Origin of the sequence: Rubritalea profundi, from assembly GCF_002954445.1 — a bacterium.
In the GTDB taxonomy this organism is placed as follows: domain Bacteria; phylum Verrucomicrobiota; class Verrucomicrobiia; order Verrucomicrobiales; family Akkermansiaceae; genus Rubritalea; species Rubritalea profundi.
Genome location: NZ_MQWA01000001.1, coordinates 3866784 through 3890082 on the forward strand (window position 1 = coordinate 3866784; position 23299 = coordinate 3890082).

Consider the following 23299-nt stretch of genomic DNA (forward strand, 5'->3'; position numbering starts at 1 on the left):
GAGTGCTCTGCAAAAGGATACTAAAAGCGATCCGTGAAAACTTGTGTAATTAGTGGTAAAAAAAACAGTTCCATCAACCACACAAGCTTTCGAACATTTTGCAACTTTCGCGATAAAAAAACTCGAGTAGGCCTAGAATTCTCCGTGCCACTGCAGGTAGATATTTGCGAAATTTGTGCCTCCAGAAATATCACCAAATGCTGATGAGCTTTCATACATCCCTGAGCGATGGTGAATACCATAACCTAACCAAAGGTCTTCAAGTTTGTTAGATTTAAACACATCACCGATATTGAGGTCCAGTGTGAGGTCTAGGTAGTTCATCAATTTACTCTCTTCGAAACCTTTTTGCTCTAACTCGGAGCTCTCATAGTAGGTGAGTGAATCAGCATAGGAAATACCCTCTGCGATACCGAGACGCAATCTCCAAGGTGTAGGGAATGTGTAGAACCCTTTGAAAGCCAACACCCACTCCGTGGAAGAGTCCTGAACATCCGATGAATAATGGTAAGAAAAACCTGGTGTGATGTACATTTCGATAGGCACTCCAAAAATACTATCTGCAAGCGGATGTCCGTAGAAAATAGAAGTCACATTGACGTCTGCGCCATCGTCAGTCTTGTGCTCACCAAAGATCATGTTTTGGAAATCCGATGACGTACCCCAGCCTTGGGAAAGACGCCAATAAGGTTTCGCTTCCAGTGTGCTCACCTCAGCTCGCTCATCTCCATCATAAAACCCGAAACCTAAATAAAGTTCGTAGGCAAAATCATCTTCGACAGCGCGGCTCTTAGATGCCTCTGACCCAAGCCAAGCGCCTTCGACTCGCCCTTCGAGGTGGAGGTTGCTGACTACACGGCGGCGAGCCTTGAATCGAGCACGCGCTTCGATTCCCTCACTCAAGTCGTAGGTGTCCACACCATAGTAGTGGGAGTTAAATTCTGAACCAGTGAAGCGGATCTCTAACTCAGGGAAGAACCTCCAGTTAGGTTTACTGTAATCGCCAGCCCAACGTGCAGCAGAATGGAATCTGCCTTGTGGATCACTGAGCACATCAAATTGTAACTGGGATTGCTCATCGAGCTTCCAGAACGCCTGCAAGCCCATGTCCAAAGTATTGCCATTCACCTTGTCGATAAACTCGGCGGGAATATCCGTGAACCGGTGACGTGCCAGTGCATTGAATCCATACTTATCACCTTCCCAGAGTTTCACACCGCCGTAGTCACCACGGAGGAAGAAGCGCTCACCTTCGTAGTAGAATAGTGGGAAAATATCTGATGTCGCCTTGTCATCAGACGCATAAGGAACACTAGCATAGCGCACCCCCATAGCGACGCCCCACTGAGGCAATAGATCTTCGCCAGTCGAGAACTTAACAGGAGCCTTGGATGTATCCTCCCGGCTTGCGGGTAAATCACCGGCAGTCAGAAATCCTGAACAAAAAAATGGTAGGAGAGTTAGCTTTGCTTTATTCACGCTGGAATTGCTAATGAAGTCTCCACTAATAGTCAACGGCTAGTTAAGTCTAAGCTCTAACTAACTCGTTGATCATTCTTGTTTTCTAACCTCAGACTACCCAAATTTTTCAGCTCGCGTGGTGAAAGGAGAAATGAAGCTACCAGACTTTGTCGCCGAACTTTCGGTACTTGCTTCAATTAGAACCTCCGTAGAACAATAGACCTCATCACTGTTTTGAGAGATTTAGCTACACGCTGTAAATCTTACTCACCTCTTCTGCAATGATTGCGATCCCATCCTTCACCACGTTTTCCTCCATGGTAAATGTCATGCGAATACACTCGCTACGGTGCTTCCAGTCGGCATCACCGAGGCCGAAGAAGAAATAGTTACCGGGAACGATGAGAACGCCACGCTTCTTCAGTCTTTCGTAGAGTTCTTTCGCTGTAACGGGCATGTCTTCAAACCAGATCCACAAAAATAAAGCCCCTTCGCTCAGATGTACTCGGTATGGAATGTTAGTATCAAATGATTCAGCAACCCACTCTTGAGCTTTCCTAGATTTCTCCACATAGAATGGCTTAACTACCTCATTACTGAGTCGTAACACCTCACCACTTCGCACGAGCGGCTCCATGATTGTTTGCCCAACATTGCTGTTCGCCAAGCCGACGATTGCGCTCATTGATGCCACAGCTGAGGCTATTTCCTCTGGAGCAACCACAATTCCTGTGCGCGTTCCGGGCAGACCAATTTTTGAAAGGCTCAGGGTTAGAATAGTATTCTCATTCCACAAAGGATTAGCATCGGCAAAAAAGATATTAGGAAACGGCGCCCCGTAGGCATTGTCGATAATAAGCGGGATTTCATTTTCTTCAGCTAAAGCAGACAGCTTTGCCATCTCATTATCTGTCAGGACATTGCCAGTCGGGTTAGTTGGTCTAGACACACAAATTGCCGCTATTTCATCGGTAATTTCAAGATTCTCAAAATCGACACGGTACTTGAATTGGTGCTCACCGATCAATTCAATCTTTGGCTTCACTGCAGTGAAGAAATCTTCCCCTACAGACTGGTTCGAATAACCAATGTATTCTGGCACTAGGGGCAAAAGTATTTTCTTACGGCGTCCATCGCGAGTGCGTCCCGCTAAGGCATTAAAGAGAAAGAAAAATGCCGTCTGGCCACCAGCTGTGATGGCTATATTCATCTCAGTAACATTCCAGCCCAGATGCTCAGAAAAGAGTTGTGCTAAGGCTGAGATGAATTTGGGGTTCCCTTTCGGTGGATCATAGTTTCCCACCATCGCCTCCATAGCTCCTGGAGTCTCCATTATCTCTACCATCCGACGACGCCAAATCGCGTTCATCTCTGGAATACTACCAGGCTGGCCGCCTCCGAGCATCTTAATATCTGGTCCACCATGCACCATTGCATTACCGAGATCATCCATGAGCTCCTCGATACCGCTCCCCCCACAGAGGTTATTTCCGAATATTGAAAAATCTATCATAATTATAAACGCGATAGCTAGTAGCGCCTATGGCGCTTATACTGCTAGAACAAAGGAAAACCATCAGAATTTAGCTATTTTTTAAGCCCTAAGCTCGCTTTCTAGCGCCAACTCTCAGTCGCGGGTAGCGCCAGATGAAATAAACCCATAGAAAAAAAGCAACATCTATAGGAATCCACCAAACAGCTGACACATAATAGTCACCAATCACTAAAGAATTCGCAGGGTAGAAAAATGTAATCCCCCCAGCTATGGCATCGCAGAAAAGGTGCAAAACATAGGCTGAGATAAGTATCCACCCACAGTTGAAATCGAGTTTGGTGGACTTCAATTTAGAAAGAATCAGCACAACAAGGCTAAACCCAAGCAAGCCAAACACACTGTGCGACCAACTAGACAACCGTGCCTCTAGGATGAAATGCGGATTGAGCAAATCAGGTGTAGCTCCAGCTAGGGCAATCATCATGTAGGTTTTCAAAGAAAGAGCCTCATGAGACTTAAGCTTCCTGTAGAGATAAACTCCCAGAACTGGCAAAAGTGCATGCGTGATCGTATTCATCTTAGTCTTACGAAATGTGCATCCTCATTGCTAACAAAACGGCCCCCAAGCAACTGCCCAATAATGGAACTGAATAAATAAGCTGAAGCGATACAAAATCCAGCTGAGAAAGGTGCATCACAATCATGAAAATCATAGTGACCAGCATCAAGGGCAGTGCCCAAAAAATAGGATTCAACCAATACACACAACTAGGATAAGGATTTCGTGTAGTATACTTCATACCAGCAGTTTACGGATTTACTCCCGCTCCACTAGCTAAATTTATGGTGACTACTCATCACTCGCTGCCACATCACTCTCGGAGAGTGGCAAATCCGCAGCTAGGAGTCCTTGCGGCACTACTGTCATTATGGACACATAGCCTTCATCCCCCTTCTCATTCTGAACATGCATATAGCTACCATTCAACCCGAGCACATTCAAAACTACTCCCTGACTTAAATGTTTTTGTGGTCTGGTTCTACCGCTTGGGTATTGAGAGTACATTGGAGTCTTTGGTTGAGCGACCTCGACATAATCACCTACACGGTAAGCTCCATCAGCAGTCTCTATAGCCTCTGTAGTACGGGCTCGACTAAAACTAACTGGGTCTAGTGGGTTCACTCCACTTGTAGGTAGTGAAATCTGAGCCTCTGACTCAGCAAAATTACAGCCAATCATCGACACACACCAGCCAACCGACAAAAAAGACAAGATGAGCAGTTTCATATCTCACATAATGCACCCGTTCCCTCTCACGTTCAAACTCTTAGCGTATCGGACGCAATTGCCATGATCAGAGTAGATACAAAAAATGCGCAACAGCAAAGCCGATGCGCATCTTACAAATGAGTGCTTAATCACCTAGATTCCAATCTCGTCACTGTAGATATCCACATCAGGAATAGCTGCACCATCACGGATGTTCGCTAAAGTGCGCCGACTGCCACGACGTGTGCTTGGTCCCGCCACTTTTTTCTTCACCACATCAGCTACACATGGCGCAATTGCAGCCATACCAAGACAAAAGAGAGACACTGCCACTGGCCGACGCGCACCTCGGTGCATCATATCACCCAAGAAAATACCTGCAGCTGCACCAAATAATGCAGGCGCCGCAGCAGATGATTTATCAACCCATTTCTTTGAAGTTTCACTTTGTCCGTAATCCATGAATTCAAAGTAATCTCTATCAGCTCCAAAAAAAAGCCCAAATCTTCTACTTTTCTTATTTTATAGTCACGCGATGCATTGCAGGTTCAATCCATGGCTGAAACATACGCACTAATCCTCGCTGGCGGCAGCGGCACCAGATTCTGGCCGCTCTCACGCGACGCCAAACCTAAGCAATTACTAAACCTTTTAGGTGACACCACTTTACTTAATCAGACTATTACTAGACTTGAGGGTTTGATCCCTAAAGAGAATATTCTAATTCTAACCAACGAGCTACAAATTGATGCGGTTAGGGAGGTCGCCAGTGAACTTCCCAAAGAAAACATTTTTGCGGAGCCCGCCAAGCGTGACACAGCTCCGGCTGTAGCCTTAGGTGTTGGACTTATCGCAGCACGCGACCCAGGGGCGACAATGATTGTCCTGCCCGCCGACCAATTGATCGATGATGTCGCGAACTTTCACGATGTCCTCACTGACGCCATCACCACCGCTCAGCAAACCGAGTCACTCCTCACAATCGGCATCAAACCCACTTGGGCTTGCCCATCCTATGGCTATGTAGAACGGGGTGCCCCAAGCGCTCTAGCTCCTGTTGGAATCAAAAATATCCCGCACGACGTCACTTGTTTTAGGGAAAAGCCCGCGCCAGAGCTTGCTGAGAAATTCATCAAACAAGGAAACTTCGCATGGAATGCAGGGATGTTCATCTGGTCGATTCCGACAGTTGTGCATGAACTCGAACTCCATGCGCCAGAGCTAGCAGGCTTTATTAGCCAGCTCATGGAATCCGACGACATCAAAGCCACGGTTGCGGACAAGTTCTCAAAGCTCACCCCAATCTCTATCGATTACGCGCTGATGGAGAAAGCGGCTCACGTGCTCAATATCGAAGCTAGCTTCGACTGGGATGATGTTGGCTCCTGGGTTTCCGTTGCCAAATACCTCGATGACGCGGAAGGCGACAACAAATCCAACAGCCCTCTCAAAGTGGTAGAAAGCCATAACAACATCATTTTCACTGAGTCGAAACAAACTCAGGTTGCTATGCTGGGCGTCAGCGATCTCATCGTCGTGCAAACTGGTGACTCCATCCTCATCGCAAATCGCCATCAAGCAGATGACATCAAAAAGCTCGTAGCATTGCTCCCTGAAGAGCTAACCTAGCATGTCAAAATTTCTCTCACTATTATGGGCTTCTCAGCCCATTTATCGACTTGGCGAGAGAATCTCGACGAGAGGCACACCTTTGGTTCATTTACGAATCAAAGGTGGCAACTGTGTTTGGAAATCTGGCACCCTTTCATCAGCAACAACACGTACGATTACAGGTTTACTAAGAGAAGCTAACATCTCTAACGCCGTCGTTAAGAGGTATAGAGACAAAGGCTTCCATTTCTCACCTAGCATTCCAGAAGCTATGCGACAAAAGTTGAGAAATGTCCTTTCGTTGTCCTGATTTACCCTCTCGGGTGAAACTGCTGATGCAGCCCCTTCAGGCGTTTCTGATCTACATGGGTATAGATTTGGGTCGTGGAGATATCCGCATGGCCTAGCATTTCCTGAATCACTCGTAAATCAGCACCATTCTCCAGAAGATGCGTGGCAAAGCAATGGCGGAACAAGTGCGGGTACATTTTCGTTTCTATCCCAGCGTTACTAGCCCGTTGTTTCACGATAGATCTCACTCTATCCGTACTTAAAGCCCCTCCCCTAACGGAGATAAATACGTGTGAGCTCGTTTTTGAAGTAACCAGATCCCCACGCTCGGCACGCAGGTACATCTCTATAGCATTCCGGGCGGCATCCCCCACTGGCACAAGGCGCGTTTTATTCCCCTTACCCGTGACTCGCACCACAGCCTCTTCGCTATCGTAATGCTCCAGCCTCAGCTGACAAATCTCTGACAAGCGAAGCCCTGATGCATAAAATAATTCTAGTAAAGCACGGTCTCGCTTACCCAGCCGCTTCATTGTATCGATCGACTCTAACAATGATGTAAGCAGCTCAACTGAAACAGTATCCGGCAAGTAGCCTTCTACTTTTGGCGCAATCAAAGGCTCAGCCACATCCGCAATGACATGACCCTTGCTAGTAAGGTAGCGGAAAAATACCTTTAGGTGAACCACTAGGATCCTCAGTGAGGAATTCCCTAGCGACTCATCTTTGCGCTTTGCGACGAAGCTAGCCAACTCCTCAGTGCCGATATCCTGCAGCAAATGATCCCCGTCGGCTGCCCACTGACGCAAAGCATCCAAGCTCTGCCTAACTGATGACTGATAGGACGTGGAGAGACCCCGCTCAACCGCAAGGTACATGATAAATTTTTCAATCTCCCCGTCCATAGAAGTACTACTTGATAGCTGCCAATATTTTATCGTGAATCCCGCCGAATCCCCCATTGCTTAAAACAGCAACAACATCGCCAGACTTAGCCTCACTCGCAACGTGAGCCACAATCTCGTCTACCGATTCAAAGTACCAAGCTGGAGTGCCTGTCGCGCTCACATCTGCGATCAATTTCTTCGGAGACAATCGGTCATTTTCAGCAACCTTGTCTGGATCAGGAACGCCGGCAACCACAGCCTTGTCCGCATTTGATAGAGCGCTCGCTAATTCATTCTGGAAAATATTACGTCGCGTAGTGTTAGAACGAGGTTCAAAAATCACCCAGAGATCATTCGGTGCATACTTCTGCCGTAGCGCATCAATAGCCTGATCAATAGCTGTCGGGTGGTGGGCAAAGTCATCAACGACCTTCACGCCATTTTTTTCGCCGCGCAGTTGCTGGCGTCTAGCAATTCCTTGGAAGCTCATCAAACCCTCACGAATAGCAGCGGCAGAGACTCCTACAAAAAGCGCGGAGCATACCGCCATAGCAGCATTGCGCACATTGAATTCGCCTGACATTGGTATAGAGTAGCGCTCGCCATTCATACTGAAATGGCTCAGTTCACCTGCATATTCCACGTTCTCGATTCGTACATCACAGCTCTCAGAAAAACCCACTGACTGGATAGGAGCGGGAGCGCCCTCAGCGACTTCTAGGCAATTCGCATCATCACCATTGATGAACGCCACACCTGAGCGCGGTACGATGTTGAGTAATCGGCGGAATGTCAGCTTAATCTCATCCAAGGAGTCATAGATATCCGCGTGATCAAACTCGATATTATTCACCACTACCACCTCGGGCAGATAATGTAGAAATTTGGATCGCTTATCAAAGAAAGCGGTATCGTATTCATCTCCCTCCAACACAACAAAGTCAGACTCAGTGAAGCGCGCGCCTTGACCTAGGTTCGTCGGAATTCCACCAATCATGTGGCTCGGGTTCACTCCCGCTGACTCTAACAACCATGTAAGAATAGATGCAGTCGTTGTCTTGCCGTGGGTGCCCGAAACCACTAGATTCCTCTTACCGCGCAGAAAGTGCTCTTTCAGCACCTCAGGTAGGGAAACGTAGAGCAACTTCCGATCAAGTGCAGCTTCAGCCTCCTCGTTACCACGGCTCACCGCATTACCAATGACAATGACATCGGTATCCTCAGGTATATGCTCGGCAGCAAAACCAGCCGTTATCTCAACCCCTTGTGACTCCAGAAAGGTAGACATCGGTGGATACACATTTTCATCTGAACCTGTAATTTTGTAGCCACGATTTTTCATCGCCGCAGCTACCGACCCCATTGCTGTCCCGCATACTCCCACAAAGTGGAAATTCTTCTTATCGCTCATATTCCTTATTCCTCTAAAATGATGGTGCAGCGACTGTGCCGCTGTCGGTCTCCTCCTGACGATTCAGGAGAATTCGATCCGCAATATCAGTCACCATTTGCTCTAAAATCAATCGTAAATGACTACCAGGACGATAATCAGCTGGCGCGATGTTCCGCACACGGTCAGATCTCGTGCTGAGTTGATAGCATTTCTTGAAGCTTTTACGGCTTTTATCCTTCGGATTGTACACAGCAATCGCATTCCCGCCATTGCGCTTCATCACTGTAAAACAAGGGACATCCGTAGGACCGTCCCCTAAATACACCATGTTAGAAAATGGAATGGGTCGCAACTCCTTCGGCATGTGATCATTGACATCTTGGTCGTGATTTAACAGGCCCTTATTAATTCTAAATAAGTACTGAGTCTTCGTCGTATGTGAAATCGCGCGCTTCGGGAAACTAATCACACCACTTTCATCTTCACCATACTCACAGCCATAAATTTGCCTAAAATGCTTCGCGATTTTACAACCATCCATCAGAGCCTTCAAACCAGAGGAAACAATGTAATGCTCGATTTTTATTCCCGCCGCATGATGCGCCTCGCTGAGACAGGCTCCATCAATCTCATCAAACATGTCCGGGAGACCAGGGAAAAACGATAGATTCTGCCCCAATTCGGTGAGGCGCGCATTGGAAACTCCATCCATTGCCAAAATATCTAACAAACACTTCAGGTAGGCTAGCTCCCCATCCCACTTTTGCTCGGTAACAAGCGCATTACACTTGTCCCAAAAGGAAGATGGGTTGATTCCAAACTCAGGGAAAATAACATCATCCTGCATGAAGCTCGGGCTGAGCGTTTGGTCGTAATCGTAAACAAGCGCAATTGTACTTTGGGGTATGGCCATAAATGTATTACCTTAATAGTAAACAAAGCCTTAGTGTGGCAACCATATTAGCGTATTCTTAACCAATAGATACTGAAACTCACGCTCTCTTGTACTTCGCATCTTCCACAGTAACCTCAACGGGGTAAATCGAGTCAGATTGATGTTTCTTGCCTTTTTGAAGAAAACTTTCTACATCTTTGTAAGATTTCCTCGTAAACACGCTTATTCAAGTAGAAAATTCTCCCCACAACTAACATATCTATGATAAAGAAAACCACACTATTTAGCTGCTTAGCTTTTGGAGCAAGCGCCCTAGTTTCAAATGCTGAAGCCAAGTCGGCGACTAACGACAGCAAATCCGACAAGATCAACGTCCTCTACGTAACCCACGAACCTGGCAAGTATCACAAGTACACTCCTCAGCGCGAGATTTTCCAGGAAATAGCAAAGAAGAACAACTGGAACCTCAAAGTCATCTCAGGCAGCCACGCCGAAGTAGAAACAAAACTCGCGACCGAACCCAATTTCGGCAATGGCTCAGACGTCATTGTCTATAATATCTGCATGGCTGGCAGCAAAAAGCTCAATGCCCCACACAACATCATTCAACAAACAAAGGAAAAAGGCATCCCAGCCCTCCTCGTTCATTGTTCACTTCATAGCTTTTGGGTGACTTATAAAGAAAATGGCAAGGACGCCGTCCACGCTGAAGGCGCTAACCCTAAAGCAAAAACAAAAGCAAAACTCCTCGCCGAGTGGAAAACTGCCCACCCTGGCGTTGCTTTTCCAGCATGGCCTAACATGACAGGTATAGCATCCACTAGACACGGACCTAAACAGCCAATCGTGGCCACACCAATTGACGGATCGCACCCGATCTTCAAAGGCGTTGATACTGGATACACCACACCCAATGCTGAACTCTACAATAACTTCATCACTGGCGCCGACTCTAAGAACACCAAAATCCTTCTCGAAGGTAAGCAAGGAAAAAGCCAAGCAGCCATCCTCTGGGAGCACCCAGTTGGTAAATCAAAGGCGATTTCTTTCTCTCTCGGCCATGGTCTTGAGGAATGGAAGCAACCAGAATTCCAAACAATCCTTGCTAACTCAGTGAAATACCTCGCTACAAGTAAGTAAGTTCACCTCAATTTTTAACTCTCAATGCCGCGTCCATCACATGGATGCGGCATTTTTTTATTCTTGAGTAATACCATTTAAACATTTGTGTCAAAATGGTGATGCCCAGTGCGCAAGGACAAAGTTGAAGTCTCCTGAGCGATGCGAACTAGCGCCATAGATTGCCCTCATTGCATCGCTTGAGAAATCCGACCACACACTACACCACTTCCCCCCCCCTGTAGCTCACGACCATTGCCTTGGATTTTTAGAAATACCAGCCTAACGATTCTTGATCGCTGTGGATTCGTGAGTGAGATGTTTCATCGTGTGGGCATTGACGGTGAAGCCCTGCCCTGTTGGCTTTTCCTTTATTTCGTGGTTAGTCGTCGCTTCACGGGATTTAACCTCTTCTAGTCATTGCTAAAAACGCAATACAACTTGATGATTAATTCAATTTACGCAATCGATAAATTAGGATTGAATGCGCGGGTAACAAATTTATCCCCCCACAAATAACAGAACTAAATATTATGGCTGAAAATTACTTCAACACACTTCCACTTCGCCGCCAGCTTGAAGAGCTTGGCGATTGTCACTTCATGGACGGATCCGAATTTGCACGTGGCACAGAAGCTGCACAGGGCAAGAAGATCGTCATCGTTGGTTGTGGCGCACAGGGCCTCAACCAAGGTCTCAACATGCGTGACTCTGGACTCGACGTTTCTTACGCACTCCGCGACGCGGCAATCACTGAAAAGCGTCAGTCATTTCTCAATGCTTCTGAGAATGGTTTCGCTGTAGGCACCTACGCTGAGATGCTTTCATCTGCAGACATCGTGATGAACCTCGCACCTGATAAGCAGCACACTTCTGTTGTTGAGACAGTGATTCCTCACATGAAGGAAGGCGCTACATTCACCTACGCTCACGGTTTCAACATCGTGGAAGAAGGCACACAAATCCGTAAGGACCTCACCGTGATCATGGTGGCTCCTAAGTCCCCTGGTTCTGAAGTACGCGAGGAGTACAAGCGTGGCTTTGGTGTTCCAACTCTCATTTCCTGCCACGTAGAGAACGATCCTACAGGTGAAGGCATCGAGATTGCTAAGGCTCTCTGCGTTGCTCAAGGTGGCCACCACGCTGGTGTGCTCAACTCTTCATTCGTAGCGGAAGTAAAGTCCGACCTTATGGGCGAGCAGACTATCCTCTGTGGACTTCTCCAAACTGGCTCAATCCTCTGTTTCGACAAGATGGTCAAAGAAGGAATCGAAGAAGGTTACGCATCAAAGCTTATCCAGTTCGGTTGGGAGACTATCACTGAGGCTCTCAAGCACGGTGGCATTACTAACATGATGGATCGTCTTTCTAACCCGGCTAAGATCGTGGCATACAGCCTTGGTGAAGAACTTAAATTCATCATGGGTGACCTGTTCTACAAGCACATGGATGACATCATCTCTGGTGAGTTCTCCAAGACAATGATGGCTGACTGGGCTAACGACGACGTCAACCTGCTCCAATGGCGCAGAGAGACTGGTGAGACTGCATTTGAAAAGTCCACACCATCTGGTGAGATTTCTGAGCAAGAATTCTTCGACAAAGGCATCGTAATGGTGGCAATGGTGAAGGCTGGCGTAGAGCTCGCATTCGAAGCAATGGTTGATTCTGGCATCCAGCCTGAGTCTGCTTACTACGAGTCACTCCACGAGACTCCACTCATCGCCAACACAATCGCACGTAAGAAGCTCTTTGAAATGAACCGCATCATTTCCGACACAGCTGAGTATGGTTGCTACCTTTTCTCACACGCTGCAGTTCCACTTCTCAAGAACTTCATCGAAGAGATCGACACAGACGTGATCGGCAAGGGCCTCGACTCCACTGACACGACTGTAGACAACCGCCTCCTTGTGGACGTGAACTACAACATTCGTAACCACGAAGTTGAAGAGATCGGTGAGATCCTCCGTGAGTCCATGTCCAACATGGCTGCTATCTAGTCTGTTCGTTAGAACAAAGAATCTAGAATTCTTATTAAAAGAGCTCAGGGTGTAAATCGCTCTGAGTTCTTTTTTGTTACTACTCAAGCACATCTAGCCCCATTGACTCATGACCATTGACCAATGACAGAAGCTTACCCGCTTCTACACTTGCAGTTCTGGGTAAATCCATTTACTAGATATCTATGTCCAGCACACTTGGCCAAATCTTTAAAATTTCTACATGGGGTGAGTCTCATGGCGTCGGAGTAGGCGTCAACATCGACGGCTGCCCACCACTTCTTGAAATCACTCAGGAAGACATTCAAAAAGAACTCGATCGTCGCCGTCCAGGCCAGTCCGATATTGTGACTCCACGTAAGGAAGGCGATGTCTGCGAGATTCTATCAGGCGTGTTCGAGGGTAAAACTCTTGGCTCCCCTATTGGCATTCTTGTCCGCAATCAGGACCAACGCCCATCGTCGTACACAGAGATGAAGGACAAGTACCGTCCTTCTCACGCTGACTATACTTACGATGCTAAATACGGCATCCGTGCATGGCATGGTGGTGGACGCGCGTCAGCTCGTGAGACAATCAGCCGAGTGGCTGCTGCTGCAGTGGCTAAAAAAGTGATCGACTCAATTTGCCCTGGCATCGAAGTCATCGCCTATGTCAAATCTATCAAACACCTTCAGGCAAACGTCGATCCTAACACAGTGAAGTTCGACGACGTGGAATCTAACATTGTCCGTACTGGCGACCCAGCAATGGTTGAGCCAATGATCGATCTGATCAAGCAAGTGCGCGGCGAAGGCAACTCCGTCGGAGGTGTGGTAGAGTGCGTGATCCGCAACTGCCCAGCAGGGCTCGGCGCTCCAGTCTTTGACAAGCTCGAAGCTGAACTCGCTAAGGCCATGATGTCGATCCCTGCTACTAAGGGATTTGAAATCGGCTCAGGTTTCGATGGAACTCAGCTCACAGGCGCGGAACACAACGACTATTTCTATATGGAAGACGACAAGGTCCGCACCAAGACTAACAACTCAGGAGGCATCCAAGGTGGCATCTCGAATGGCGAGAACATCATCTTCCGTGTGGCATTCAAGCCAACTGCGACGATCATGACCGAGCAACCAACGATTGATACCGACCATAAGGAAACAGAGCTCAAAGGCCGTGGTCGTCACGATGCCTGCGTTCTGCCACGTGCCGTGCCAATGGTTGAGGCTATGTCCTACTTGATACTAGTCGACCACATCCTCCGCCAACGCGCGCAGATGGGCTCAGTCTAACTGACCAAGTTTCTCACTACTTTTAAGCACCCCGCTCTAGCATCACGAGTCGGGGTGCTTTACTTTCAACCTATCAGATGAAATCAACGCTCAGCTTAATCCTCGTCCTCTGTAGTTTTTCAGTAGCCGTTGCCCAAGAGCTCACCCCTCGACGCTGGAGTCATTTGCCACTGGACACTGACATCGCTGGCATTGGCTGCATATACGCACAGGCTGACATCTTTCTCGATCCGGTCCTTCAGGTGGAAGACCTAGAGCTAGAGATGAACACCGTGGCTGTCCGCTACATGCGTACATTTGAATTTTCAGGCAAGTCATCACGCTTTGAGCTGGGTCAAGGATTTCAAGATGGCACCTATCGTGGATTACTTCAGGGGAAATCAGCACGGGCCCACCGGCAGGGACCTACCGATACAGTCCTACGCCTATCCTCTATCCTCTATCCTCTACGGCGCCCCTCCGCTGAAGGGAAAAGAGTACCAGCAACATCGGCAGTCCGTGGCAGATAGTGGCACCCTCATTGGCGCTGCTCTCATCGTCCAGCTACCCACTGGCGATTACTCCGAGGATCAACTCATCAACATCGGCTCTAACCGCTTCACCATTCGGCCTCAAGTTGGTGTCACCCACCGACGTGGAAAATGGACTTATGAGACCTCAACTTCGATGTGGTATTTTACTGACAATGACAATTTCTGGAATGGTAGCGAACGTCAGCAAGATGCCTTCTGGGCATTTCAAACGCATGTCATTTACACCTTCAAACTAGGCTTCTGGACGAGTGCTAGCGTTGGCTATGGCATTGGTGGTCAAAATGAGATCAATGCCATCAACAAGGATGACACCAAAGAGAACCTCGCTTACTCGCTCGCAGCAGGCTATTCATTCACCCGCCAATTTGGAGCAAAAATTGCTTATATCGGAACTCGCACCCAAACTGATAAAAGCTTCGATAGCGAGAATGTTGCAATTGGACTCTCGTGGGTGTGGTAAATATTTTCGGCTAGATCCGTGCTGAACCTCATTTTACTTCTAATTCCTTTAAGATCGACGCGATGCTCTCAGTTCTATTTTATCTGACCTAATGAATTTCGGCGAAATCGGTGCATCGGGAGTGATCATGCTAGTGATCCTCGTTTTTGCGGCGCTGGGATTTGCTAAGGGCGCACTCAAGTTATTTTACGGGTTTGTCTGTTTAGTCGGCACCCTCGTTGCTGGCTGGGCTGGTTACCAATTTGGCTACCCGCTGGTGCTCGAAAAATGGCCAAAGATTCCAGAGTACGGCCAATACTTCTGTGGCATTGTTTGCGGGATTCTCGCTTTCCTATTACTCAAAACTCTCACCGATTTTTTCTCAAACCCATTTGCTAAGGAACAAGAGGAACGGAAGAAGGGATCTGGAATTTTCGGCTTACTCACGGGCTTCGCCTTAGGATTTGTAATCTGCCTATTGGGCATGCACCGCCTAGTAGATAAAGGCACCTGGGCTGAGATCGATTACTGGATCGCCCAGGCGAGTGATGCCGCCCCCGAGGAGCTCCCCAACTTAGCTAAACTCAAGTATGACTTTCTCAACTCGGCCGTCGGCAAGCAGGTTGCACGGTTTATATCGCAAGATGAAAGCGGTGCACAAAACCTAGCCAAGCTTGCCATCATGCAGGTCGCTGCGCCAGAGAAACTCCAAGCTCTAGCCTCTGATCCAGCAATCGCCAGCACCCTAGAATCCCCTAAGGTACAGGAATTCTTGCAAGATCCAGCTATCAAAGAAAGCATCGAAAAAGGTGACACAGCAGCGATTCTCGCACACCCTGGCTTCATCGCTCTGATGGCCGACACCGAACTGAATCACGCAATCGCACAGATCGATATTGAACAAGCCCTCAAGCTCCGCTAGACCATCACCAACAAAGCACAGTTGAGCGTCCAGCTCACTCAATTTTAAATCTTAAATCACAAATCTTAAATTTCTTCATCATGCCTAGAGAAGACTACATCGCAACCATCGGCCTCGAAGTTCACTGTCAAATCACAGCCCAAAGCAAAATGTTTTGCGCATGTCGCGCTGGTTACGGTCACGAACCAAACACCAACGTCTGCCCAGTTTGCCTAGGCCTCCCTGGTGCGCTCCCTGTGCTCAACAAGCACGCAATCGAGCAGACAATCCTCGCTGGCATGTTGCTCAACTGCACGACTCCGCCCATCTCTAAGTGGGACCGTAAGAACTACTTCTACCCGGACATGCCGAAGAACTTCCAGCTCACCCAATTCGACCTGCCACTCTGCGGCGGCGGCGGTGTGCCACTCTACGATCTCGCCTACCACAAGGACGCCCAGAAGCACATTCCAAAGCCGGGGAAAGTTGTCAAAATGGACCGCATCCACCTCGAGGAAGACGTGGCTAAGTCCACACACCTAGCCAGCTCATCCACTATCGATTACAACCGCGCCGGCACTCCGCTTATGGAGATCGTTACCGAGCCCGATATCGATTGTGCTGAAGAAGCATACGCCTACATCAAATCTCTCCAGCAGATTCTCCAATACGCAAAAATCTCAGATGCTGACATGGACAAAGGCCAGATGCGCTGTGATGTGAATATCTCTGTACGCAAAAAAGGCACTACAGAACTGGGCACAAAACTTGAAATCAAAAACCTTAACTCTACCTCCTCAGTCCGCAGCGCGATCTACTACGAGATCGACCGCCAGATCGAAGAACTCGACATGGGAATTGAGCAGGTACAGGCAACTCTAGCTTGGGATCCTAACACTGGGCAGACTTCAGTCATGCGCATCAAGGAAGACTCACACGATTACCGTTACTTCCCTGAGCCCGACCTCCTACCCGTCAACACGGCTGAAATGTTTGAGAAAATGAAAGCATTCGTCCCTGAACTCCCACACGACAAGCGTGATCGTTTTGTCAGTGACTACGGAGTTTCGGCCTACGACGCAGGCGTTCTGACGAGTGGCTTGAAGCTAGCTGACTACTTCGAACTCGCAGCTAAGGGCTCCAATTTCGGCAAGAAAGTAGCGAACTGGATTATCAACACGCTCCTCGGCAAGCTCAATGAGACATTCCTCACCATCGGTGATAACCCGGTCAAACCAGAATCACTTCGTGAATTGGTAGAGCTCGTTGAAGCTGGAACTATTTCCAATAATCAGGCGAAAGATGTTTTCTCAGCGCTCTGGGATGCACCAGAAAAGAAGCCTGCTGACATTGCTAAATCAATGGGGTTCGAGCCTGCTGACAACTCAGCTATCGAGACAATCATTGACGAAATTATCGCAGCCAACCCAGAAAAAGTAGCCGAAATCCAAGGTGGCAACGCTAAAGCTGCCAACTGGTTTACTGGTCAGGTAATGAAAGCCTCTAGGGGCAAGGCGAATCCTAAAATGGTTTCTGACTACATCAAAGTGAAGCTCGGCCTCTAAGCGACTCTTACCAAACCCCACCCGAACAGATGGAAAAAAAGAAATCCTCCCTAATCGAGTATGTCAGCATGGCTATCGCTGTGCTGCTACTATTGTCGCTTGCCATCTATTTCGTTACCTACACGACCACTCACACGAAAATCGTCAGCGAACCGATTTACCAGTCTAATGTCCCAGCCGAGGGCAAGTACGCAGCGGTCGACTCGATCACCACTCATTGGGTTGAGATAAATGAGGCGCTTTATCCAGTTGCTGTCATCACTCTCGATCCTAGCAAGAGCAGGTCTGGATCACTCCGTATTTTCTTCCGCACCAACGTCGGAGCTCTAGCGGATATCAGCAAAATAGTCGGCGACTCAAACACCTCTAAATTTAAGGACGGTTTATTCGAGAATGGCGAAAGTACAATAACAGTCCAGTGCACTAAAGGGTTTGCCAACATGGCAGAATTCCTTGGTTATAAGGCACAGGACGACTCACGCTGGGTCATTGAGATCCGTGAAGGCAAGGGAGGCTCACGCAGTTCTTCAGATTTCATCAAACTCGCACACGCCCCGATTGAGCCCACACTACTTGCTGAGTCAAAAGGGTAGATAGCGAGATCAATCCTGCACTCGTTTGATCACGTGGGCTTTTGCTTTAGACCCTAGATCTGGAATGAGAGTGTGGTCTTGGCCAGCTAAATGCACCCGCGTTCTCTCCACGACTACCCTGTATCGGCGTGCGACCAAACTCACCACCTAACGACTCCCTAAAGTTGCCACTTAGAGCCACGGGCAATTTCAAATTTGGTAAAACCAAGACTCTTCACGACTTCGTAGGTCTTCCACATGTCATCCTTCTATAGCCTGCTAGGTGTCATAACTTTCACAATAATATTGGGGGGTCTTCAGAAAATCTTTCAACTGATCCTAATACCCCTGCTTATCGAGATTTTTTAGTAACCTAGTTGAATCAAGGGGCAGAGCGAAATTACTCTTCCCACTCAAGAAAGACTTGTATGGCGTGTCCGAATCCCACAAATCTGTTAGGTTTTTACTATCCAACTCATCGTATTCCCCCTGAAAGAGCGTCTCCGACTTCCCTGTTGTCTTTTCCTTACCACTGGAATTTATCAAAAATAGGAAAAGGCAAGCAGCACCAATAGAGTAACGTTTTGCATTCACGCTAGAGCCACACTACGCAATCACTCTAAATCCTATAGAATTATATAGATGATTCTATTTTAACTAGGTGGCAGTCGCTATTCATCCATCTGAAGTCTCGCCGAGCTCGTCAAGTCGAGCCAACCGCGGCCCATTGGGTATTATTCACACTTCTGGAGTGATCTCTTGCTGGTCTGCAATTTTTTTTTGCGGAGTTGCGCTAGTTACTGCCGAGCTGTGACTCAGCGATCCCGGGAGCTTCATCGTGCTGGCAAGCATCCGTGAAATTTGTGAGACTTGTGAGACTTGTGAGACTTGTGAGACTTGTGAGACTTGTGATCAAAATCATCCAAGCTTTCCATCTAAAGTCATCTAGAGAGCTTGCTTGTAAAGAAAAAGAATCTGTTTAATCTAGGTAATCTGTGGTTAGACAACTGCAATGAATTTGCTGAACTTAAAAAATTTTTGGGCTATGCCTTTAGTTGGCCTAGCCACCCTCACCCTTTCCAACTGCGTACCCATGGGGAATTCACGCAGTGCCAATATGAGCATGACTGAGGTGACTCCGCAGATGCGCCAACTTGAGGTATCGGCCGAAATTAGAGGCGATTACTTTTATGCCCGTCGCTACTTCGTGGAGAAGACGCGATTCTGGGGTTACGTGCGAAAGCCTGGCCAACCGTGGTCAGAGGCTCAACTTGTGGTCATGAATGAGAATTCGTCACCCCAGCCAGACCGCCGATCAGAATCAGGACCTGAGAGTAGTCGTCATGGTTACGACCAGAACTACACCTACCGCGTTAGAGGTCGATACACTGGGCGAGAAATCTACGAGCCAGCGAGCAATCTTTTCTTACCTGAATTCAAAGCGTCGAGCTACAGTGTAGTGCAGCGCGATTCGGGTTGGCTCTTCACACCGCAAGACTACTACAATAAAACCCAGATTACTTTGGTGAATGGATCTGTTGCAAGGCAGACTCACTAATTTAAAAAATCCATTTCATGCAGAAATCCAAGAATTCACGGAATTGAACTCTACTGTGGAAACTGTTCATTCTTAAAACTTCTGAAAGTACTAAAATCCACGAATCTCAAGATTGATAGCCCCCCCATAATCCCACCGTGGCATTCATTTGAAGTGAATACGGTTTGAGCATCACACAAAAATCCCAATGAATGCTAATAGAGCGCATTCATTGGGATTTCCTAAAGGTTACACTTAGCGCGTAAAAATGGAAGTTAACCTACTCCTCAGCAGTAACATCACAATTGGATGAATCACTATCTAGTGAATCTTCGTCGCGCCCTTCAGCTATCTGTGTTCCGTGTAGGTGGTAGCCGACTGTTTCATCGAGATGGTCGCGCAAGTTGTCTAATCCTTCTTCTTTTTCAGCGGACATTGGGATGATTTTCACCTTTGGGAAGCGCTGTTTGAATACTTCCAAATTCTCGGCAGCGCCGTCGAGATCCATTTTATTGGCGACAACTACCCATGGGAATTTCGACAAATCTTCATCGTACATTTTAATTTCTGTACGTAGAGTCTGAAGATCTTCGATTGGGTCACGTCCGTCAAAGCCGGCCATATCGATCACAAAGAGAAGTAAGTGACAGCGAGTGATGTGACGTAAGAACTCGTGACCAAGGCCGCGGTTTTCGTGTGCCCCCTCGATGAGTCCAGGGATGTCGGCAACCGTGCAACGACGGAAGCCAGGAAATTCTACAACGCCTACTGTAGGCTTGAGCGTGGTGAATGGGTAGTTACCGATTTTGGGGGCCGCGGCGGAGAGTTTACCAACGAGTGTGGATTTACCAGCATTCGGAAAGCCAACCATTCCAGCATCCGCGATGTGGCGCAACTCAAAGTAGTAAACTGATTCACCACCTTCAGTCCCTAGAGTATGTTCCTCCGGAGCTCTGTTGGTGGAAGATTTATAGTGCCAGTTCCCTTTTCCGCCCACGCCACCTTGGCAAAGCACAAACTGTTGTCCGGGCGTTATGAGATCGACTACCGGCTCAAGGTCGATTCCATCTGTACGCTCCATCTCGACAGCGTCTTTGATATTTAGGGCTGGGCTCTTGTAGATCACAGTGCCCGGAGGGACAAGGGCAACCACTTTCTTGCCGTTCTTTCCGTGTTTACGAGCACCTGATCCGTGCGCACCACCTGTGGCGACAAGCTTTGGGTCATAGAAGAACTGACGTAAGTTGTCAGTGTTTGGGCTACACTCAATAATGATATCTCCCCCGTCACCACCGTCACCGCCGTCGGGGCCACCTTTAGGGAGGTACTTCTCTCGGCGAAAGTGTACAACTCCATTGCCACCGTCTCCGGCTTTACAGTATACGCGGACATTATCGATAAACATGGCTTAGTGGTTCTTAATTTAAAAGGTTCAGATTCTTCAAGGGTGGGTCGACGTCTTAACACTAATTCCTATATCAGCAACCCGCAATACAGTTGGATTCATACTTTTTTAACACGCTCATAGAATCTCTTGCGGTTTTTTGTTCGATTTCACTTGGCAAAACCCCTTGATCTGTGCAGCTTGCCGCTTCCCGCCGCTCTTTCTGAGCAGCGTTTATCTTATAAACATTATTTATTATGGTAGCACTTAGACTAAATCGCCAAGGCACGAAAGATCGTCCTTTCTACAAGATCGTAGCAGTAGACAGCCGCGCACGTCGCGACGGCCGTTACATCGAGCAAATTGGATCATACAATCCAATGCTTGAAGGTACAAACTTCTCAATCGACCTCGCTAAGGCAGATGCATGGATTGGCAATGGCGCTCAGCCATCTGACACAGTGCGTGACATCATCAAAAAGGCTCGTAAGGCAACTCTCGAAGCTTAATTTACGAATCAACTGATTTTTTAGAAGCCGCTCATTTATATGGGCGGCTTCTTTGCGTTTAAGCTGAAAGTTGAATTTGGGTAATTGTCTGTACCACGTCAACCACTAGGTCTTTTAAATCTGCACTAAATAGTGCAGCAGCACCGAAAAGTGCTTGCACGCTAGCAGATCTGAATAGACTCTCCCGTCATGGATTATGCCTCTCTTATTGAGAAACGACGCGAGCGCTTCGCCGCAGTAGAAGTACTCATTACAGACCCCGATCTTTTTTCAGATCAGAAGAAGGCATCGGAGATTATGCAAGAGCATCGTCGGCTCAAGAAGTTGTTGGATATGTGGGAGGTTTTAGGCACAGCTAAAACTAATCTTATTGAAAATCAGGAGCTAGCCAAGGAGGACGACCCTGAGATGGTCGAAATGGCTGAAATGGAAATACCTGATTTAGAAGCAACCATCGAAGACCTTTCTGAGAAGATTCAGTACGCCCTACTCCCTCGTGACGCCAACGAAGACCGCGACGCCCTAGTCGAAATCCGCGCTGGTGCAGGTGGTGACGAAGCTAGCCTCTTCGTAGGCGAAGTAATGAACATGTATGAGCGCTACTGCACAAGTCGTGGCTGGAAACTTACGCACCTGGAGAGTAGCCCATCAGACGTTGGCGGCTTCAAGGAGGTTGTCCTAAAAGTCACCGGCGAGGAAGTATTCCGCTACCTCAAATACGAATCAGGTGTGCACCGTGTGCAGCGCGTTCCTGCCACTGAAACTCAGGGCAGAATCCACACCTCTACCATCACCGTCGCCGTCCTCCCAGAAGCTGAGGAAGTAGATATAGAGCTGAAAAAAGAAGATCTTCATATCCAAGCAACACGCTCAGGTGGATCTGGTGGACAGCACGTAAACACAACTGACTCCTGCGTGCAGATCACCCACCTCCCCACTGGACTTCAGGTGAAATGCCAGGACGGTCGAAGCCAAACTCAGAACCGTGAATTAGGTCTTCAAATCATGCGCGCCAAACTTTATGAAGCGAAGGTGCGCGAGGAGTCTGAAAAGTATTCAGCTCAACGTAAATCCTTGATCGGCTCGGGTGATCGCTCAGAGAAAATCCGCACTTACAATTTCCCACAATCTCGAGTCACAGATCACCGCATCAACTTCACATCCCACAATATGGATGGAATCCTGAATGGTCAGCTCGGAGAGATCACAGAGAACCTGATGAAGGAAGAAATGGAGCAACGTCTTGCTGACGCAGGCATGGAGTAACACCAATCGACTTTAGCACCTTGAAAACAATTCTCGAGACACTCGACTCCGGCACTCAGTGGCTTGAGAAAAAAGGCGTCGACGATGCGCGTCGGAACATGCAGCTATTGCTGTGCCATCAACTCGATTGCTCTAAAATCCAACTCTACACAAGGTTTGATGAGCCTATGAGTGAGGAGAGCTTGATCCCACTACGTGGTATGCTGAAGCGCCGCGGCAATCGCGAGCCGCTGCAACACATTCTAGGTACAGTGGAATTTTACATGCGCGACTTCTACACGGACTCCCGTGCGCTCATTCCACGACCTGAGACGGAGGAACTCTGTGAAATCGTTCTCAAGCAGCTCAGTCCAGTCGCCCCCTCAAAGATTCTAGACATGGGGACGGGCTCAGGTGTCATAGGCATTACTTTAGCGCTGGAATATGGCTCACAATCTAAAGTGAGCTGCGTGGACATATCTGAAGATGCGCTCGAATTAGCTCAGAAAAACATCACATCGAACGGCGCTGAGAATTGCGCAGTTCAGCGGAGCAACCTATTTGAAGGGCTGGATTCGAAATATGACCTCATTGTTGCCAATCTCCCCTATGTCCCTGAAGTTGACCGTAGTTCACTAGCGGCCGAACTCACATATGACCCAGACATTGCCCTTTATTCAGGTAAAGACGGACTGGACATCATCCGCGAATTCATTCAGAAATGTCAATCCAGCCTTGAAGCTGGAGGCACCATCGCTCTCGAAATTGGCATTCATCAGAATGTCGAAGTTGAGAAACTACTCGCTAACGAAGGATTTTCCGACATCAAAACTTTCCCAGACCTCTCAGGCATCTATCGTTTCCCAACGGCGCGTTGGAGCGGCAACTAGCTCATCACAACAACTTTTAAACTCT

At 48.0% G+C, this 23299-nt stretch carries 23 protein-coding genes; 14 read left to right on the plus strand and 9 right to left on the minus strand.

What is annotated here, in order from left to right:
• Positions 1–132 precede the first annotated feature (132 nt).
• From BSZ32_RS16890 to BSZ32_RS16910, 5 genes are all read right to left on the minus strand, one after another.
• Positions 133–1479: a MipA/OmpV family protein gene (locus BSZ32_RS16890; RefSeq protein ID WP_105044500.1), complete on the minus strand. Its 1347-nt coding sequence runs from the start codon at positions 1477–1479 to the stop codon at positions 133–135.
• Positions 1480–1708: 229 nt separating this feature from the next.
• The gene (locus tag BSZ32_RS16895; RefSeq protein ID WP_425500447.1) at positions 1709–2971 is read right to left on the minus strand and encodes a valine--pyruvate transaminase; all 1263 of its coding nucleotides are present in this window, start codon (positions 2969–2971) and stop codon (positions 1709–1711) included.
• A 91-nt stretch (positions 2972–3062) separates the two neighbouring features.
• Positions 3063–3533 carry a metal-dependent hydrolase gene (locus BSZ32_RS16900; protein ID WP_105044502.1) on the minus strand — a complete coding sequence of 157 codons (471 nt, stop codon included), beginning with the start codon at positions 3531–3533 and terminating at the stop codon, positions 3063–3065.
• Positions 3534–3806: 273 nt separating this feature from the next.
• A complete protein-coding gene (locus tag BSZ32_RS16905; RefSeq protein WP_129589810.1) occupies positions 3807–4244 on the minus strand; it encodes a hypothetical protein in 438 nt (145 codons plus the stop codon).
• A gap of 135 nt (positions 4245–4379) precedes the next feature.
• Positions 4380–4688, minus strand: coding sequence for a hypothetical protein (locus BSZ32_RS16910; protein WP_105044504.1), 309 nt, complete (start codon positions 4686–4688; stop codon positions 4380–4382).
• 93 nt (positions 4689–4781) lie between these two features.
• Here BSZ32_RS16910 and BSZ32_RS16915 point away from each other — a divergent pair, with 93 nt between their 5' ends.
• Both BSZ32_RS16915 and BSZ32_RS20655 read left to right on the plus strand, forming a co-directional pair.
• Entirely contained in the window at positions 4782–5855 is a 1074-nt protein-coding gene (locus tag BSZ32_RS16915) for a mannose-1-phosphate guanylyltransferase (RefSeq protein ID WP_105044505.1), read from the plus strand.
• 1 nt (position 5856) lies between these two features.
• Positions 5857–6147, plus strand: coding sequence for a DUF3634 family protein (locus tag BSZ32_RS20655; RefSeq protein WP_425500435.1), 291 nt, complete (start codon positions 5857–5859; stop codon positions 6145–6147).
• Position 6148: 1 nt separating this feature from the next.
• Here the strand turns inward: BSZ32_RS20655 and BSZ32_RS16920 are convergent, their stop codons facing one another.
• From BSZ32_RS16920 to BSZ32_RS16930, 3 genes are read right to left on the minus strand one after another with little or no spacing between them, the layout of a single operon-like run.
• Positions 6149–7033, minus strand: a complete 885-nt coding sequence (locus BSZ32_RS16920) for a tyrosine recombinase (RefSeq protein ID WP_105044506.1) — start codon at positions 7031–7033, stop codon at positions 6149–6151.
• 7 nt (positions 7034–7040) lie between these two features.
• Positions 7041–8426: a UDP-N-acetylmuramate:L-alanyl-gamma-D-glutamyl-meso-diaminopimelate ligase gene (mpl, locus tag BSZ32_RS16925; protein ID WP_105044507.1), complete on the minus strand. Its 1386-nt coding sequence runs from the start codon at positions 8424–8426 to the stop codon at positions 7041–7043.
• A 13-nt stretch (positions 8427–8439) separates the two neighbouring features.
• Positions 8440–9321 (minus strand): HAD family hydrolase, encoded by an 882-nt coding sequence (locus tag BSZ32_RS16930; RefSeq protein ID WP_105044508.1) that lies wholly within the window; start codon positions 9319–9321, stop codon positions 8440–8442.
• 243 nt (positions 9322–9564) lie between these two features.
• On the opposite strand from BSZ32_RS16930, the gene BSZ32_RS16935 reads away from it, so the two are divergent.
• The 9 genes from BSZ32_RS16935 (at position 9565) to BSZ32_RS16980 (ending at position 19267) form a co-directional block, all read left to right on the plus strand.
• Entirely contained in the window at positions 9565–10443 is an 879-nt protein-coding gene (locus tag BSZ32_RS16935) for a ThuA domain-containing protein (RefSeq protein WP_105044509.1), read from the plus strand.
• A gap of 512 nt (positions 10444–10955) precedes the next feature.
• A complete protein-coding gene (ilvC, locus tag BSZ32_RS16940) occupies positions 10956–12425 on the plus strand; it encodes a ketol-acid reductoisomerase (protein ID WP_105044510.1) in 1470 nt (489 codons plus the stop codon).
• Positions 12426–12610: 185 nt separating this feature from the next.
• The gene (gene aroC / locus BSZ32_RS16945) at positions 12611–13699 is read left to right on the plus strand and encodes a chorismate synthase (RefSeq protein ID WP_105044511.1); all 1089 of its coding nucleotides are present in this window, start codon (positions 12611–12613) and stop codon (positions 13697–13699) included.
• Positions 13700–13776: 77 nt separating this feature from the next.
• Entirely contained in the window at positions 13777–14208 is a 432-nt protein-coding gene (locus tag BSZ32_RS16950) for a hypothetical protein (RefSeq protein WP_105044512.1), read from the plus strand.
• A complete protein-coding gene (locus BSZ32_RS16955) occupies positions 14198–14692 on the plus strand; it encodes a transporter (protein ID WP_105044513.1) in 495 nt (164 codons plus the stop codon). The genes BSZ32_RS16950 and BSZ32_RS16955 overlap by 11 nt, the downstream gene beginning before the upstream one ends.
• 91 nt (positions 14693–14783) lie before the next feature.
• On the plus strand, positions 14784–15593 hold the full coding sequence (locus BSZ32_RS16960) for a hypothetical protein (RefSeq protein WP_105044514.1): 810 nt from the start codon (positions 14784–14786) through the stop codon (positions 15591–15593).
• Positions 15594–15673: 80 nt separating this feature from the next.
• Positions 15674–17137 (plus strand): Asp-tRNA(Asn)/Glu-tRNA(Gln) amidotransferase subunit GatB, encoded by a 1464-nt coding sequence (gene gatB / locus BSZ32_RS16965; protein ID WP_105044515.1) that lies wholly within the window; start codon positions 15674–15676, stop codon positions 17135–17137.
• Between the two features lie 29 nt (positions 17138–17166).
• Complete coding sequence (locus BSZ32_RS16970) at positions 17167–17730, plus strand: hypothetical protein (RefSeq protein ID WP_105044516.1); 564 nt, start codon at positions 17167–17169, stop codon at positions 17728–17730.
• A gap of 1024 nt (positions 17731–18754) precedes the next feature.
• Entirely contained in the window at positions 18755–19267 is a 513-nt protein-coding gene (locus BSZ32_RS16980) for a hypothetical protein (RefSeq protein WP_240610675.1), read from the plus strand.
• Positions 19268–19526: 259 nt separating this feature from the next.
• Here BSZ32_RS16980 and obgE read toward each other — a convergent pair whose 3' ends face one another.
• The gene (gene obgE, locus BSZ32_RS16985; protein ID WP_105044518.1) at positions 19527–20651 is read right to left on the minus strand and encodes a GTPase ObgE; all 1125 of its coding nucleotides are present in this window, start codon (positions 20649–20651) and stop codon (positions 19527–19529) included.
• A 236-nt stretch (positions 20652–20887) separates the two neighbouring features.
• Between obgE and rpsP the strand changes: the two genes are divergently transcribed.
• The 3 genes from rpsP (at position 20888) to prmC (ending at position 23274) form a co-directional block, all read left to right on the plus strand.
• Positions 20888–21139: a 30S ribosomal protein S16 gene (gene rpsP, locus BSZ32_RS16990; RefSeq protein ID WP_206018891.1), complete on the plus strand. Its 252-nt coding sequence runs from the start codon at positions 20888–20890 to the stop codon at positions 21137–21139.
• Between the two features lie 189 nt (positions 21140–21328).
• Positions 21329–22405, plus strand: coding sequence for a peptide chain release factor 1 (prfA, locus tag BSZ32_RS16995; RefSeq protein WP_105044520.1), 1077 nt, complete (start codon positions 21329–21331; stop codon positions 22403–22405).
• Positions 22406–22425: 20 nt separating this feature from the next.
• A complete protein-coding gene (prmC, locus tag BSZ32_RS17000) occupies positions 22426–23274 on the plus strand; it encodes a peptide chain release factor N(5)-glutamine methyltransferase (RefSeq protein ID WP_165788914.1) in 849 nt (282 codons plus the stop codon).
• Positions 23275–23299: the final 25 nt, after the last annotated feature.

Bases quoted from the DNA above. Each gene is read 5' to 3' on its own strand.
- BSZ32_RS16900 (WP_105044502.1), bottom strand. From the start codon at position 3,533: ATGAATACGATCACGCATGCACTTTTGCCAGTTCTGGGAGTTTATCTC.
- BSZ32_RS16905 (WP_129589810.1), bottom strand. From the start codon at position 4,244: ATGAAACTGCTCATCTTGTCTTTTTTGTCGGTTGGCTGGTGTGTGTCG.
- BSZ32_RS16910 (WP_105044504.1), bottom strand. From the start codon at position 4,688: ATGGATTACGGACAAAGTGAAACTTCAAAGAAATGGGTTGATAAATCA.
- BSZ32_RS16915 (WP_105044505.1), top strand. From the start codon at position 4,782: ATGGCTGAAACATACGCACTAATCCTCGCTGGCGGCAGCGGCACCAGA.
- BSZ32_RS20655 (WP_425500435.1), top strand. From the start codon at position 5,857: ATGTCAAAATTTCTCTCACTATTATGGGCTTCTCAGCCCATTTATCGA.
- BSZ32_RS16920 (WP_105044506.1), bottom strand. From the start codon at position 7,033: ATGGACGGGGAGATTGAAAAATTTATCATGTACCTTGCGGTTGAGCGG.
- mpl (WP_105044507.1), bottom strand. From the start codon at position 8,426: ATGAGCGATAAGAAGAATTTCCACTTTGTGGGAGTATGCGGGACAGCA.
- BSZ32_RS16930 (WP_105044508.1), bottom strand. From the start codon at position 9,321: ATGGCCATACCCCAAAGTACAATTGCGCTTGTTTACGATTACGACCAA.
- BSZ32_RS16935 (WP_105044509.1), top strand. From the start codon at position 9,565: ATGATAAAGAAAACCACACTATTTAGCTGCTTAGCTTTTGGAGCAAGC.
- ilvC (WP_105044510.1), top strand. From the start codon at position 10,956: ATGGCTGAAAATTACTTCAACACACTTCCACTTCGCCGCCAGCTTGAA.
- aroC (WP_105044511.1), top strand. From the start codon at position 12,611: ATGTCCAGCACACTTGGCCAAATCTTTAAAATTTCTACATGGGGTGAG.
- BSZ32_RS16950 (WP_105044512.1), top strand. From the start codon at position 13,777: ATGAAATCAACGCTCAGCTTAATCCTCGTCCTCTGTAGTTTTTCAGTA.
- BSZ32_RS16960 (WP_105044514.1), top strand. From the start codon at position 14,784: ATGAATTTCGGCGAAATCGGTGCATCGGGAGTGATCATGCTAGTGATC.
- gatB (WP_105044515.1), top strand. From the start codon at position 15,674: ATGCCTAGAGAAGACTACATCGCAACCATCGGCCTCGAAGTTCACTGT.
- BSZ32_RS16970 (WP_105044516.1), top strand. From the start codon at position 17,167: ATGGAAAAAAAGAAATCCTCCCTAATCGAGTATGTCAGCATGGCTATC.
- BSZ32_RS16980 (WP_240610675.1), top strand. From the start codon at position 18,755: ATGCCTTTAGTTGGCCTAGCCACCCTCACCCTTTCCAACTGCGTACCC.
- obgE (WP_105044518.1), bottom strand. From the start codon at position 20,651: ATGTTTATCGATAATGTCCGCGTATACTGTAAAGCCGGAGACGGTGGC.
- rpsP (WP_206018891.1), top strand. From the start codon at position 20,888: ATGGTAGCACTTAGACTAAATCGCCAAGGCACGAAAGATCGTCCTTTC.
- prfA (WP_105044520.1), top strand. From the start codon at position 21,329: ATGGATTATGCCTCTCTTATTGAGAAACGACGCGAGCGCTTCGCCGCA.